The organism is Puia dinghuensis, from assembly GCF_014642875.1.
GTDB lineage: Bacteria > Bacteroidota > Bacteroidia > Chitinophagales > Chitinophagaceae > Puia > Puia dinghuensis.
The window spans coordinates 176,383-190,815 of the sequence record NZ_BMJC01000002.1 but is presented as its reverse complement, the minus strand read 5'-3'; the positions used below and the strand labels follow the sequence as shown (position 1 = coordinate 190,815).

Annotated in this window: 12 protein-coding genes; 8 read left to right on the top strand and 4 right to left on the bottom strand. The window is 52.9% G+C overall.

The genetic code is table 11. The annotated features are described in order from the left end of the window. Positions 1-151: 151 nt before the first annotated feature. From IEY39_RS09030 to hemN, 4 genes are all read left to right on the top strand, one after another. A complete protein-coding gene (locus IEY39_RS09030; protein ID WP_188930724.1) occupies positions 152-1,057 on the top strand; it encodes a class I SAM-dependent methyltransferase in 906 nt (301 codons plus the stop codon). Further along, positions 1,054-2,049 carry a UbiA family prenyltransferase gene (locus tag IEY39_RS09025; protein ID WP_188930722.1) on the top strand — a complete coding sequence of 332 codons (996 nt, stop codon included), beginning with the start codon at positions 1,054-1,056 and terminating at the stop codon, positions 2,047-2,049. The genes IEY39_RS09030 and IEY39_RS09025 overlap by 4 nt, the downstream gene beginning before the upstream one ends. 182 nt (positions 2,050-2,231) lie before the next feature. Continuing rightward, a complete protein-coding gene (locus tag IEY39_RS09020; RefSeq protein WP_188930720.1) occupies positions 2,232-3,119 on the top strand; it encodes an RpnC/YadD family protein in 888 nt (295 codons plus the stop codon). Between the two features lie 113 nt (positions 3,120-3,232). Next, positions 3,233-4,612: an oxygen-independent coproporphyrinogen III oxidase gene (gene hemN, locus IEY39_RS09015; RefSeq protein ID WP_188930718.1), complete on the top strand. Its 1,380-nt coding sequence runs from the start codon at positions 3,233-3,235 to the stop codon at positions 4,610-4,612. Positions 4,613-4,642: 30 nt separating this feature from the next. Here hemN and IEY39_RS09010 read toward each other — a convergent pair whose 3' ends face one another. Then, positions 4,643-6,205, bottom strand: a complete 1,563-nt coding sequence (locus IEY39_RS09010) for a sensor histidine kinase (protein ID WP_229688833.1) — start codon at positions 6,203-6,205, stop codon at positions 4,643-4,645. A gap of 49 nt (positions 6,206-6,254) precedes the next feature. Continuing rightward, positions 6,255-7,307 (bottom strand): baeRF3 domain-containing protein, encoded by a 1,053-nt coding sequence (locus IEY39_RS09005; protein ID WP_188930716.1) that lies wholly within the window; start codon positions 7,305-7,307, stop codon positions 6,255-6,257. A 125-nt stretch (positions 7,308-7,432) separates the two neighbouring features. On the opposite strand from IEY39_RS09005, the gene IEY39_RS09000 reads away from it, so the two are divergent. After that, positions 7,433-8,203 carry a patatin-like phospholipase family protein gene (locus tag IEY39_RS09000; protein ID WP_188930714.1) on the top strand — a complete coding sequence of 257 codons (771 nt, stop codon included), beginning with the start codon at positions 7,433-7,435 and terminating at the stop codon, positions 8,201-8,203. 6 nt (positions 8,204-8,209) lie between these two features. On the opposite strand, the gene IEY39_RS08995 is transcribed toward IEY39_RS09000, so the two are convergent. After that, a complete protein-coding gene (locus IEY39_RS08995) occupies positions 8,210-8,365 on the bottom strand; it encodes a hypothetical protein (protein WP_188930712.1) in 156 nt (51 codons plus the stop codon). A gap of 37 nt (positions 8,366-8,402) precedes the next feature. Continuing rightward, positions 8,403-9,464 (bottom strand): response regulator, encoded by a 1,062-nt coding sequence (locus IEY39_RS08990; RefSeq protein ID WP_188930710.1) that lies wholly within the window; start codon positions 9,462-9,464, stop codon positions 8,403-8,405. A gap of 32 nt (positions 9,465-9,496) precedes the next feature. On the opposite strand from IEY39_RS08990, the gene IEY39_RS08985 reads away from it, so the two are divergent. From IEY39_RS08985 to ccoN, 3 genes are all read left to right on the top strand, one after another. After that, positions 9,497-11,998 (top strand): heavy metal translocating P-type ATPase, encoded by a 2,502-nt coding sequence (locus tag IEY39_RS08985; RefSeq protein ID WP_229688832.1) that lies wholly within the window; start codon positions 9,497-9,499, stop codon positions 11,996-11,998. Between the two features lie 82 nt (positions 11,999-12,080). Then, the gene (gene ccoS, locus IEY39_RS08980) at positions 12,081-12,260 is read left to right on the top strand and encodes a cbb3-type cytochrome oxidase assembly protein CcoS (RefSeq protein ID WP_188930708.1); all 180 of its coding nucleotides are present in this window, start codon (positions 12,081-12,083) and stop codon (positions 12,258-12,260) included. 5 nt (positions 12,261-12,265) lie between these two features. Beyond that, positions 12,266-14,425 carry a cytochrome-c oxidase, cbb3-type subunit I gene (gene ccoN / locus IEY39_RS08975; protein ID WP_188930706.1) on the top strand — a complete coding sequence of 720 codons (2,160 nt, stop codon included), beginning with the start codon at positions 12,266-12,268 and terminating at the stop codon, positions 14,423-14,425. The last annotated feature ends 8 nt before the right edge of the window (positions 14,426-14,433 follow it).

Below are 14,433 nucleotides of genomic sequence, written 5' to 3'. Positions count from 1 at the left end.
TCGAGGCGTCAATTAGACGATCCGGCAGCTTCCTGGCCGGTGATGCCCATCTCTGATCTTACCGCAATTTGATCTCTCCTGATCGTCCCCTTTGAGGTACACGAAAGTCTGGGCTATGCACCTGGAGATTCAGAACCTAAACCTATTCAATATGCGATGTGAAGAGGTGCAATCCATCTATGACGCCGACTATGCAAATGAGTACAATGAACGCTTCCTGCTGAATCCTTTCTCGGCCGTGAGCACAAAACTGGAGCTTTCTGTCATCCGGAATTTGCTTTCGGAAGATAGCCGTTGGCTGGATGTCGGCTGTGGAACGGGCTATTTTCTTAGCCAGTTCCCGGGCGTGCAAAGAGCCGGTCTCGATCTTTCGCCTGAAATGCTGAAAGTTGCCTTGGCAGCCAACCCTGACGCACTTTTTCTCCGGCAGGGTGATTTCACACAAGCAATAGAAGAATGGAATGCCTCCTGGTCGTTGGTCACCTGTATGTGGACCGCCTACAATTATGTCGATTCCATGACTGATGTCGAAAGAGTTGTTGCAAACATGGTCGCCTGGACCAGACCCGGCGGCGCCGTTTTCATTCCGGTGATGGACCTGGAAGACCTTCGACCAAACAGGCAATTACCATACGAAGAGAGAGCAGACGTTTTTGGGGGAACCATTTATCTTACTGGTTTTACCTGGAGCTGGCGGGAAGACAGGAATGACAGATTCCACAAGCACCTGGTGGCGCCGCATATCGAACACTTTGTTCACCTGCTCGAACCCTGGTTCGACAATATAGAAATTGTTCGGTATAGCCCCTTCATGCGGGGATGGGTTTCGAGGAAAGCCATTGTGGCGACAGGGAAGAGATCGAAATATGATGATGAAAATAAAGCAGCCGTAAGATGGCAGCCGATCCCTCCGCCGGAAAATGATGAGCCGAAAGAAAATGGGTCTTCCCCGCTTGCCTTTATTTCACATAAACAATTGTTGGGAGAGCTCTATTTAAGGATAAGATCAGGTAGCCTGATCCGTTCGGCTGCCAGAAAACTATTGAAGAAGCAATGAAAGGAATTTTAAAGACTATACGACACGGTGAGTGGTGGGATTATAAATTACCTCCTATCCTTGCTTTGGGCTATGCGACCAATTTTTACTCAGAGACGCCACTATACAAAACTGCGTTATGGCTTCTATTCTTGCTGGTGTCTGTTTTTGTCGGCGCGGCGTATGTCTCTTTTATCAATGATATTACCGACATCGAGGTGGACGCGTTGAGCGGAAAGCACAACAGGATGAGTAACATACCACGCCGCATCCGTTGGATATTCCCCGCCATTTGCATCGTAGCAGGTCTTTTTTTTGAATATGTTTTTTATCCGGATGTCTTGTCCATGGTATTATATTTACTACCCTGGGTCTCCTTCAGCCTGTATTCATGCCCGCCCTTCAGGCTGAAAGAAAAAGGCGTGTGGGGGCTTTTTGCCGATGCCTGTGGTTCGCATGTTTTTGTCAGCCTGCTGATGGTGTCTAGTGTCGCTCATTTTACGCATCAAAGAATCGATTGGGTATGGTTTGCGGCAGTAGGTATCTGGTCGATAGCATACGGGTTGCGCGGCATACTGACCCATCAGTTCGAAGACAAAGAAAATGACATCAAGGTTCGATTGAATACTTATGTTGCGCAATCGGGGACTAAAAATTTTTCGCTGATCCAAACTGTTATCCTGTCGGCTGAGTTTTCGGCCCTGGCGATGATCTTGATCAGGATCGGGCAACCTTTTCCGTTCCTATTTCTGCTGTTGTATTTTCTCTTCCTGTTTGCGCGCAGGAAATTATTTGGTTACCAGGTGGTTCCTATCATTACGCCTGCGGGTAAGCCTTTTCAAATATTACTGGCCGATTATTATCAATTCTTTTTTCCTCTTGCCTTGCTTGTGGGCGCAATGACTGCAGATGCGAGGAATATCATTGTTTTTGTTATACATATTATGCTTTTCCCGCAAAAGGTGATCTTGTTGCTGAAGGAGACCAAGTGGTCGTTGCAGAGATTGCGCTAAGCTGTGAGTTTTTCGCCCGGTTTGATGCTGATCTTTGTGCTAAAAAATTTGGTTGTCTGATAGGTTTTCGTATATTTGTTGCCTCCTTTGCGTGTTTCCCACTTTAACTTTCCCAAATGTTGCTGTTACTGTTTTCTCCGGTAGAGGTATCGGATAGTGCGTAGTTGATAAAGCTAAGAGCAATGAAGAGGGATATTTTGTGGAAAGGAATTATTGAGGAAGTTTTTGAAGATCTGTTGCGGTTTGTCTTTCCGAAGGCGGATGAGCTATTCGATATGAGGCGGAAATTCGGATTTTTGGACAAGGAATTGGCGGAGCTTTATCCTGAGCCGGGGAAGCCGCCCAGTACAAAGCTGGTGGATAAACTGGTGCAGGTGTACAGCCGGGATGGAAGACAGGAATTACTGCTCATCCATCTCGAGGTGCAAGGAAAGGCTGAACGGGATTTCCCTGAACGAATGTTTCGATATTATTACCGCATCTTCGATCGTTGGAAGCGACCAGTGACGGCGGTGGCGATCTTCACAGGAGTGGATGGGCATCGGATCCCGGATCGGTATGAACACCGGTTTATTGGGACGGAGGTGAGGTATAAATACAATGTGTTGCGGATCGGGCAGTATAAGGACGAAGCGTTGGCGGCAAACCCGAACCCCTTTGCAGTGGTGGTGCTAGTGGCTAAAAAGGCTTTGCTTGCCGGAAAGATCACAGAAAAAGAACTGTTCGAGCAGAAAATATCATTAGCGAAGGCTTTAATTGCAAGAAGGGATTTGTCGAGGCGGAAGATAGATGCGATCATGACGTTTCTCAAGAATTACCTGGTGTTTAATAACCTGGAAAGTAATCGTAACTTTATTGAGCAATTAGAGGAAATAACAAATAAAAATAATCCTATGGGTATGCTTGAGGTGTTGAATGAAGAAGCCAGACGGGAGCTACGAGAAAAATTCATCAAAAAATTATTCGCGAATACAAAATTCGGCGACCGCAAGATTGCAAGCCTGGTCGATGTTCCTGTAGAAGAGATAGCAAGATTGCGGAAGACAAGAAAACTTAAAAAGGCTGCATAGCTGACATAGTAAGTTGGGAGAGGGGGTGTTTCCATGATCTGCATCATGTCTTTCGCTGATCGCCGTCATGCAGGGCCAGGGGGGCAACCTGTAGTTTTGTGAAAAGCGCTAAAATGGAAGCCAACTTACTCGCCAGTTATAATCAGCCGGTGCCCCGGTATACCAGTTACCCTACAGTGCCTTTCTGGAAAGAAAACCTCGACCCGCATAGCTGGAGAAGGGATCTCATAGCCGGCTTCGCGCGTTGCAACGAGAAGGAAGGCATCAGTCTGTACCTTCATCTTCCTTTCTGCGAATCACTCTGCATTTATTGCGGCTGCAATAAGAAGATTACCACCAACCACAACGTAGAAGAACAGTACCTCGATGCCATTTTAAAAGAATGGAGTATGTATAGAGAAATGATGGAGCACCCCCCGGTGATCCGTGAGCTTCACCTGGGGGGTGGTACTCCAACTTTTTTCTCGCCCGGGAACCTGCACCGGCTGGTGTCGACGATCCTGGCCGGAGCGGTCGTTCATCCTGAGCATGCTTTCAGCATCGAAGGCCATCCCAATAACACTACCAGGGAGCACCTGGATGTATTATATGCATTGGGTTTCCGGCGGATAAGCTATGGCGTACAGGATCTGAATCCGGAGGTTCAGCTGGCTATTCGTCGCTGGCAACCGTTCGAGCGACTTAGTGAAGCGACGGAAGCGGCCCGCGATGCCGGATTCACTGCGGTGAATTTCGATCTCATCTACGGCCTTCCTCTTCAGACGCCGGAAAGGTTAAGACACACTATTGATCTGTCGCTTAGCCTGCGGCCCGACAGGATCGCCTTCTACAGTTATGCGCATACGCCTTCGGTGAACTGTGCGCAGCGGCTCATCGACAGCGCCCAGCTACCGTCGCCCGAAGAGAAACTCTATCTTTATCAATTAGGAAAGGTGCTACTGGAAGAGCAGGGGTATGCCAATATCGGCATGGATCATTTTGCACTGCCCGCTGATGAGTTGTTCATCGCCTGGAAGGATAACCGGCTACACCGGAACTTCATGGGGTATACGACACAGCATAGCGGGATGTTGCTGGGACTGGGAGTGTCGGCTATCAGCGATCTTGGCATGGCCTATGCCCAGAATGATAAGAGCCTGGCGGGATACTACCGGGCGATTGCCGAAGGGCGTCTGGCCATCTCCAGGGGTTACCGGCTCACGGCTGAAGATATGGTCTTCAAACGCTATATTCTCGACATTGCCTGTAAGGGTTATACACGTCTTGACCCGGCCTGGACTGCGCTATTACAGGAATGGACCCTGCCCAGGCTGCAGGAATTACAAAAGGACGGTCTGGTCACCCTGAATGAGGAAAGGGTAGCGCTTACCGAAGCAGGCCGGCCCTTCCTTCGTCATGTGTGCAAGGCGTTCGACCTGGTGCTGTTGCGTGATGAACGGGTACGCGAAAATCTTGCATTATGCAAAACCCCGGCATTTAGCCGGGGCATCTGACTTCTTTTGTCAACGGCACCCGCGGCCGGATTATGAATGCTTAACGCCGGGCAGATCGACCGTGATCTTCGTCCCGGCGCCAAGCGTACTTTCGAGGTGAATGGCACCGCCGATGAGTTCGACATACCGCTTGACGATATGAAGACCGAGGCCAGTGCCTTCGATGTTGAGGGCGTTGCCGCCGCGGAAGAAGCTGCTGAACAGATGCTGCTGGTCTTCCACCGAAATACCGATGCCTTCGTCCTTTACCGACAAGCTCATGCCTGCTACATCGGGGTTGGTGACTTCCAGCCGGATCGCCGCGCCCTCGGGGGAGAATTTTACCGCGTTGCTCAGAAGGTTGATGAGGATATTCTTTAGCAGGCGTTTGTCGCTGATGAAGGTGTCGGAACCCTGATAGTCGCAAATGATCTGCTGAGCGTTCTTCGCCAGCGGCCGCATTTCTTCCACCACTTCTTCCAGGAATTCCTTCACGGCGAATTCCGCCGGCTCGGCCTTGATCTTGCCTTCTTCCAACCTCCCAAGCGAAAGAAAATCCTCGAGCAGGTTGTTCAAATGCTTGACGGAATCCTTGATGCGTTTGATATGTTTGTCCCGGTTGTCCTGCTCCTCCGTCCGGGTATAACGCGAAAGCAACGCTGCCGATGACAGCACCGTGCTCAACGGGGTGCGAAACTCGTGCGAGGCCATCGAGACAAAACGGGACTTTATCTCGCTCAGCTCTTTTTCCTTGCTAAGCGCCTCGTTCAATTCCAACTGGCTTCGCTCCAGCTCCTGCAAGGCCTCCCGCAGGATCAGCGTTCGCTGCTCCACTTTGGCCTCCAGTCCCGTATTCAGCCTGCGGACGTCTTCGGTGATATGTTCCAATTGCTTTTGGCGATGCACCAGCTCTAGTTCGGACTGTTTGCGCTGCGTAATGTCAACGATGAAGGCGATTACATACAACTTATCCTTCTGGTGGTAATAACTAAGGCTCACCTCCACCGGGAATTCCCTGCCATCCTTCTTGCGGGCGAACAGGTCACGACCATGCCCCATCGTCCGGTTGCCCGGGTGATGATAGAATCCCTCCCTGTATTTAACATGATTGCCATGAAACCGCTGCGGGATCAGCAGATCGATCGACTGACCCGGCAACTCATCGCGGTCGAACTCAAAAAGCTGGTAGGCGGCGGGGTTCAACAGCACGATCTTCCCCTTGTCGTCGGTGAGGATGATCCCCTCGGTGGCATGCTCGAAAAGCGCAGTCACCTGGTGCTGGTCCGATTCGATGTTGCGATACAGTTTTTTTACATACAATACGAAAAGCGTAGCCATGATCACGATGAGCAGGGAGAAAGTATGCTGCAGGATTATCTGCTGCCTGTCCATATTGTCATGCTGATAAAAAGAAGCCGCCACAATGAGAAGAAAGCTGATGCCTCCGAACAGCCAGGTGTACATGTCCCGCTTCAGGAAGATAGTCAGCAGAACGGCGCCAATGAGCCCGCTGTCAATGAGGCTATATTGGGGATTAAGATATTGCAGCACGGCCGTGCAGATCGTAACGATGGCACAAAACAGGAGAATATGACCGGATTTTTCTTTAAACATCAGGCTGATCCCGAATTTTCGCTAAATGTACAATTCTCTCCCAGTTGTGTTAATAATATTTGATGAGGGCGACCGGTCCATAGGGTTTCAGCAGATGATCGTCGATCTTTTCCACTTCACCCCCGCTTTCCAGCACCTTCTCCACGATCTCGTCCACCTCCCCTTCGAAATAGAAGGCCTCGGGGTTCTCTGTTTCCCCGGTGCTCCCGACGATGATCAGCCGCGAATTTCTCCAGCCCGCTGCTTTCCTTGCCTCATGGATGCCGCAGACCAGTTTTCCGGCCTCTGCGGCCTTCTCCATTTGGCGCACCAACAGCTGTTGTTTCGTCCGATGCCAGTCGCTCAGGAGGGGCTGTAACATCTCCTCCAATTCGGTCTCACTTGCGTCGATGCCCTGTTTGTGTAAATACCCGGCAATATTCCGGTCGTGCCGGGTGATCGCGGCAAAATGCCCCGTCACGCGTTCGGTGCCGACCACGAATACCGGCAGCGGATAAACTCTCAATACGGCCCCAAGGCCTTCGTCCATATGATGCAGGAATTTGTTTAGCATTACTTCTCTGCGGCTATCCGGGTCGGAGAAATTGGCGGTTCTTTCCGGCACTTCATTAAGCCAGGCAAAGACATTCTGCGGCGTATTGCTCTTGATCATTCGCATTGCCGTCCCATTATTGCAATACATCCTGGATTCCTTTGCACTCAACAGCAACACCAGGTATTCCCTTGCCGACGGTTTGCAACCGGCGATATCGCGCACCCGGAAAGGTTGATCCACCATCACCCGCTCATCCACTGCAAAATCCATATAGGTGACCTTGGCTACATCCTCTGAAGCGAATAGGGCGACACTCACTTTATGCGTTGAAGCATTGAGCTTGCGCGCCAGTTGCTGAAGCTTCCTTACCACAGGCATTGCTGCCTCTGCGGGGTGAGCGGCCAGCAGCTGCTTCTCCGCCGCCGACAGCACCCGCTGCAACCTGGAGTCGATCTCCTGCCTGGGACTCATCTTGGGATTATATGGCAACACGATGGCCACACTCGGCTTTACGGTAGCGACCGCAGCCTGAGGCAGCCTCTTTTGGTTTATCTCGGAAATGTACATATAGACAATTATTTATGATTCAAAGATATCCGCATTGGACAACCGTTTTCCATGAGCGGTATCATCGACCGGGATGATCGTGGTCATAAACGAGGTTTTTCCTTATTTTCATAAAAAAAAGACAGATGCAAAAAATAGGTATCGTTCTTTCCGGCGGCGGGACCCGCGCCATCGCCCACCTGGGTGTCCTCCACGCTCTCGAAGAAAGGGGCATTCGCCCGACCGTCCTCGCCGGAACGAGTGCCGGCGCGCTTATCGCCGCCCTCTATGCCGCCGGTTTGCCGCCCGAACAGATCCGAGATCTTTTCCGCGAGACTGCCTATTTCGGCATCTCTTATTTCCACGTTGGCCGGCCGGGCATCTTCAACATGGATGCTTTGCGCGCTGGCCTGGAAAAGTACCTTCCCTTTCAGCAGTTCGAAGACCTTCCGCACCGGCTTTTTGTCGCCGCCACCAACCTCACGGAAGCAAAGTCGGAGATCATCTCCTCGGGGGCCCTTATCGAACCTCTCCTGGCTTCCTCCTGTGTCCCGGGGGTCTTCGAGCCCATTGTCTATCGCAACAGCGAATGGGTCGACGGGGGCGTTCTTAACAATTTCCCCGTCGAAGCAATCCTGCCGCATTGCGATTATATCATCGGCTCCCATGTCAACCGGCAGAACGATCCTATGCCGACCGGCCGGTCTCTCCACAAGGCGCACATCCTCGAAAGATGCTTTCATCTGGCCATTGCACGCAGCGTATATGAAAAAGCGCATCTTTGCCATGTGTTTCTCGACCATCCCGGCCTGTCCGATTTCGGGATATTCGAAAGCAAAGATGCCGATAAGCTTTTCCAACTCGGCCATGAATTCTGTACGCGCTCACTCCCCTCGACTATTTTATCAGCGGAATAAGGCAGTTCATGTTCCTTCTATCTTGTTCAGTTCGGCAGGGGCGAAAGGCCAGTCCGGTGACAGATGGGTGGTCTCGCTGCTTATGACGGGTAGTATCCGCTCGTGCAGTTTCTGAAGTGCAAGGCTGCGCAATGCCGGGTCGGTGAGATCGCCTGGAACCATCGTTCACGGTCGGGGCTGCCCGCAGATTCGAACAGGCCTAATATAGTAAATGCTCCAGTTTCGCCAGATCGGCGATCCTGATCTTTCCATCTTTGATGTCCACCAGCCGCTCGGACTTGAAATCACTGAGGGTCCGGATGAGCGACTCGGTGGCCGTCCCTACATACTGGGCGATGTCTTCCCGGGAAATATCCAGTGTTGAACCCGGCTTCCCCTCGCCGGCGGCATATTTGGTATGGATGTCGATCAATGCCTTTGCCACCCGTTTGCGCAACGACCCATAAGCGAGTTGCAACAACCGTTCTTCTTTTTCCTGCACGTTCTGTGCGATGAGCCGGATGAATTTGGTGGCCACGCGGATATCCTGGTAAAGCGCGTTGAGGAACTCATCCTTTGGAATCTGGGCCAGTTCGGCATCTTCCAGCACTACTGCGCTGTCCTCGTAAGCGCTGTTCTCCAGCAGCGGCAGGTAACCGATATAGTCGCCGGCGCCATACAGGTTGGTAATATATTCCTTTCCATCCTCGTGAATGCGAAAGGCCTTGACCTTGCCTTTTATTAAATAGTAAATATGTTTGGGACGCCGGCCCTCCTGGTAAACATTTTGCTTTCGGGCAAGCTCCACCGTCTCGTAGTTGTTCGGGTCCAGGTTCAACATACCCGATGCGTTGAGATCGCTGATCAGTTCGCCGGCGCCTTTTTCGTCGGAGGCATATTTGTTTTGCAGAATATCGTATTTTTTCAGCCGGATCTCGATGGCATTCAGCAGTTCGATGTCGTCGAAGGGCTTGGTGATATAGTCATCCGCCCCCATTTCCATTCCCTTCCGGAAATCCGTCCGCTCGGTTTTGGCCGTAAGAAAAATAAAGGGGGTATTAACGGTGGTCTCGTTTTTTCGCAACAGGTGCAGGACGCCATAGCCGTCCAGCTCGGGCATCATGATATCACAGATGATGAGTTCGGGATTTTCTTTAAGGGCTTTCTCTACGCCCCTTTTGCCGTTTTCGGCGGTAAAAACTTCATAGCCGGCCAAGGTAAGGATCTCGGCGATGTTCTCCCGGATATCGTCATGATCGTCGATAACAAGCAGTCTGCGCATGCTTTCTTATTTAGTACTGCAATACTACGGATTTGCCGACAACCCCCCAACTGACAAGGATCAGTATTTCCCCTGACGGAGATCATATTGATGTGACCGGCATCGGACTACTTTGCGCCGATACAATGGAAAAAGCGACGGAAAATGCCCTTCTCTGTACCCACTGCGGAGAACCTTGCATAACCGACAGGATACAGGTGGACGACAAACCCTTTTGCTGCGAGGGCTGCCGGATGGTATGGCAGCTGCTCGATGACAAGGGGCTCTGCACCTATTACAGCCTCAACCAACACCCCGGTCTCAATCGCCGTCTCCCTGTCCGGAAGGAAAAATTCGCCTTTCTCGACGACGAAAAAATGGCCGCCGGTCTCATCGGTTTCCGCAATGAGGAAGAGACCCATCTCACCCTCTATCTCCCGGCGATCCACTGCAGCTCGTGCCTCTACCTTCTCGAACACCTCCGCCGCCTCCACCCGGGCATCCTCTCCTCCCGGATAGACTTCACGGCAAAAGAGATCTTCCTTGTCTTCCACCATCGGCAGATCACCCTGCGCGGGGTAGTGGAGTTGCTCGCCTCCCTTGGATATGAGCCCTATATCAGTCTGCACGATCTTGGCAGAAGCAGGCCGAACGCCAACCGCGACCTGATCTACCGCCTCGGTGTAGCCGGCTTCTGCTTTGGAAATATCATGCTGCTTTGCTTTCCCGAGTACCTCGGGCTTGGGTCGGCGGATGGCGCCCTGCGGCAGGTATTCCGATATTTGTCGCTGGTGTTTGCTGTGCCGGTGCTTCTGTATAGCGCGCAGCCTTTTTATATTTCCGCCTGGAACGGGCTACGTCGCCAATTCCTGAATATCGATGCGCCGATAGTATTGGCTATCCTCATTACTTTTGCCCGCAGCGCCTGGGAAGTACTCGGTGGCGCCGGCTCAGGGTATTTCGATTCTATGAGCGGCATCGTTTTCTTTATGCTCGCAGGCCGCGTGCTGCAAGACAAAACTTATCGGGAGTTGTCCTTCGATCGCGACTATACTTCGTATTTCCCTGTCGCCGTCACTGTGCTCCAATCCGAAGGGGATCCGGTGGTGAAGGCGCTTCCTGATCTGCGGTGCGGTGATACGCTTCGTATCCATAGCGGGGAGCTGATACCTGCCGACGGCATCCTCACCCGCGGGCGGGCTTTTATCGATTATAGTTTTGTCACGGGTGAATCTGTTCCGGTGACGAAGACAGTGGGTGAGATCGTGTACGCCGGCGGCCGCCAGACCGGCGCCGCTATCGAAGTGCTGGTCGTAAAGGAAGTGGCCCAGTCCTACCTCACCCAGCTCTGGAACCGGCAATCGGACCCCGCGGCGGCCAAGCCATCTTTTTCCTTCGTCAATACCCTTAGCCGTAACTTCACCCTCATCGTACTGCTCATCGCGGCCTGTGCAGCCGTATATTGGCGACTGCATGACCCGGAAAAGATCTGGAAGGCTGTTACGGCAGTCCTCATCGTGGCCTGCCCCTGCGCCCTGCTGCTTACGAGCACCTTTACTAACGGCAACATCCTGCGCATCCTTGGAAGGAACGGAGTTTACCTGCGCAATGCGGAAACACTCGAACGTATTGCAACGGCGACTCATATCGTATTCGATAAGACAGGTACGCTCACCGATGCCAGTGATCCGGTGCTGGGATATGATGGAGTACCGCTTACGCCTGATCAGCAGCAGGCAATCGGTATCCTGGCTTCGCAATCGGTTCATCCGCTGAGCCGGGCCCTTGCCAGGAAGTTCGGATCGATGCTGGCTGATGCGCACGTTCACGATTATCGGGAGTATCCCGGCAAAGGAGTGGAGGCGTTGGTAAATGACCATCATTGGGCTATCGGGTCTGCTGCGTTTGTCGGGGCGCAAACGGCAGCGCATGATCTTCCCGGGTCAACCGTCTTTGTTGCCTGTGACAATCGGGTTCTTGGATCGTTTAGTGTTTCCAGCCACTACCGGGAAGGGTTGACCACCCTGGTTCGTCGTCTGGGCCCCGGGTTGCGCCTGTCAATACTCTCCGGCGACAATCCCCGCGAAAGCGCCCGCCTGCATCAGCTGCTGGGAAAAGATACCCGGTTGCTCTTCGGTCAGTCCCCGCTGGATAAATGTGAATACATCAGCCGGCTTCAGCAACACGGCGAACGGGTCATGATGATCGGCGACGGTCTCAACGACGCCGGCGCCCTCAGCCAAAGCGACGTGGGCATCGCCGTTACCGCCGACTCCAACAACTTCACCCCCGCCAGCGACGCCATTCTCCGCGCCGACCGGCTACACCTTCTCCCCGAATTCATCCGGCTCTGCCGCGCCGGCCGAAGCATCATCCTCGGAACCTTTCTCTTATCCATCTTATATAATGTCATCGGCCTGTCCTTCGCCGTCCACGCCTCCCTCTCGCCCCTGATAGCGGCGATCCTGATGCCTGCCAGCACGCTCTCCATCCTGCTGATCACCTACGGGAGCAGTAACCTGCTGGGGAAAAAACTGCTGTCTATGCGAAGATGAGCAAGATCAAGTCACACAATGACCATCATCATCCGGCGGCCGGCGCGCGCAAGATACTTTTACAACTCAAATGTCCTGATCAATGAGTGTTATTATTCTCCTGCTGATCGCCAGCCTCTCGGTTGCCCTGCTTTTCCTGGGGGCTTTCCTCTGGAGTGTAAAGAACCGGCAGTTCGACGATGATTATTCGCCATCCCGGCGCATCCTCTTCGACGACGAGCTATCTATCGATGATGATAAGATGCCTGAAATCCTGAATTAAAGAATATGCAAGTAGAAAAATTCTATTACGACAACAAGACAGTGAAATGGTTTGCCTATGCCGTACTCTTCTGGGGCGTGGTCGGGATGCTCGCCGGCCTCTGGGCGGCTATCGCCCTCTACTACCCGGCCATCAACCTGGGTCTCCCGGCTACCACCTTCGGCCGCATGCGCCCCGTGCATACGAATGCGGTGATCTTTGCCTTTGTCGGCAACGGCATCTTCATGGGTGTCTACTATTCCCTTCAACGCCTCTGCAAGACCCGGATGTTCAGCGACACGCTGAGCAAACTGCATTTCTGGGGCTGGCAGGCCATCATCCTCACCGGCGCCATCACCCTCTGGGCCGGCAAGACCAGCGGTAAGGAATACGCCGAACTCGAATGGCCTATCGACATCGCCATTACTGTGGTCTGGATCATTTTCGGGATCAACCTGTTCGGCACCATCCTCAAACGACGGGAGAAACATATCTACGTCGCCATCTGGTTCTATATTGCCACCTGGGTGACGGTCGCCATGCTGCATATCGTTAACTCCATCGAACTGCCCGTCACCCTCTGGAAAAGTTACTCCTGGTATGCCGGCGTACAGGATGCGCTGGTGCAATGGTGGTATGGTCATAATGCCGTGGCCTTCTTCCTCACCACACCCTATCTGGGGCTCATGTACTACTTCCTGCCAAAAGCGGCTAACCGCCCCATTTATTCCTACCGGCTGTCGATCATCCACTTCTGGGCGTTGATCTTCATTTACATCTGGGCCGGCCCGCACCACCTGCTCTATACAGCTCTGCCCGACTGGGCGCAGTCCCTGGGCGTGGTCTTCTCCATCATGCTCATCGCTCCCAGCTGGGGCGGGATGCTCAACGGCTTGTTCACCCTTCGTGGCGCCTGGGACAAGGTGAGGGAAGAGCCCGTGTTGAAATTCCTCGTGGTGGCGATCACCTGCTATGGCATGGCCACCTTCGAAGGACCGATGTTGAGCCTCAAGAATGTAAATGCGATCTCTCATTTTACGGACTGGACCATCGCCCATGTGCATATCGGTGCGTTGGGCTGGAATGGCTTTCTCACCTTCGGCATCCTCTACTGGCTCGTCCCGCGGATGTGGAATACTCCACTCTATTCGAAGAAGCTGGCCGGCGCCCACTTTTGGATTGGGACCCTCGGTATCGTCCTCTATGCCGTACCGCTCTACTGGGCCGGTTTCACCCAAAGCATGATGTGGAAAAGCTTCACCGATGAAGGGCAATTGAAATTCCAGTTTCTCGAGACGGTGACCCATATCCTTCCCATGTATATCACCCGCAGCATCGGCGGGTCACTCTATATCATCGGCGTGCTTATTATGGTCTATAACCTCCGGAAGACCATCGCCAAAGGAAGCTTCGTGGCAAACGAGGCCGCCGAAGCTGCGCCTCTCGCGGCAACGGCGCCGGCCCATGGACGTCAGTACTGGCACCGGTGGATCGAACGGCGGCCTATGCAGATGCTCGTCTTCAGCCTCATCGTGGTGGCCATCGGCGGGCTCATCGAACTGATCCCTACTTTCCTTGTCAAATCCAATATACCCACGATTAGCAGCGTCAAACCTTACACGCCGCTGGAATTGCATGGTCGCGATATCTATGTACGGGAAGGTTGTTATCTCTGCCATTCCCAGATGGTCCGCCCCTTCCGCGACGAAGTGGTCCGTTATGGGGAATATTCCAAAGCCGGGGAGTTCGTCTACGACCACCCCTTCCAGTGGGGTTCCAAACGCACCGGGCCCGACCTGGCCAGGGTAGGGGGGAAATACCCCGACAGCTGGCATTTCAATCACCTGCTCGACCCCACCTCGATGTCTCCCGGTTCGATAATGCCTTCCTATGTCTGGCTCTTCGATCACGAGATCGACACGGTACACACGTACAAGATGATAAAGGCCATGCAAACGTTGGGTGTGCCCTATCCCGATGGGTATGCGCAACAGGCGAATAAAGACCTGGTGAACCAGGAGCAGGCCATAAGGGCCTCCCTGAAGGGCGATAAGATCAGTACGGGACAAAATAAGGAGATCGTCGCCCTCATCGCCTATCTCCAGCGTCTCGGTAAAGACATCAAGGCAGCCCCGAAGGCGGAAACCGCCTTGGCGGCCGACGGCCAAAAAATCATGGGTAACTGAGCCGCCGG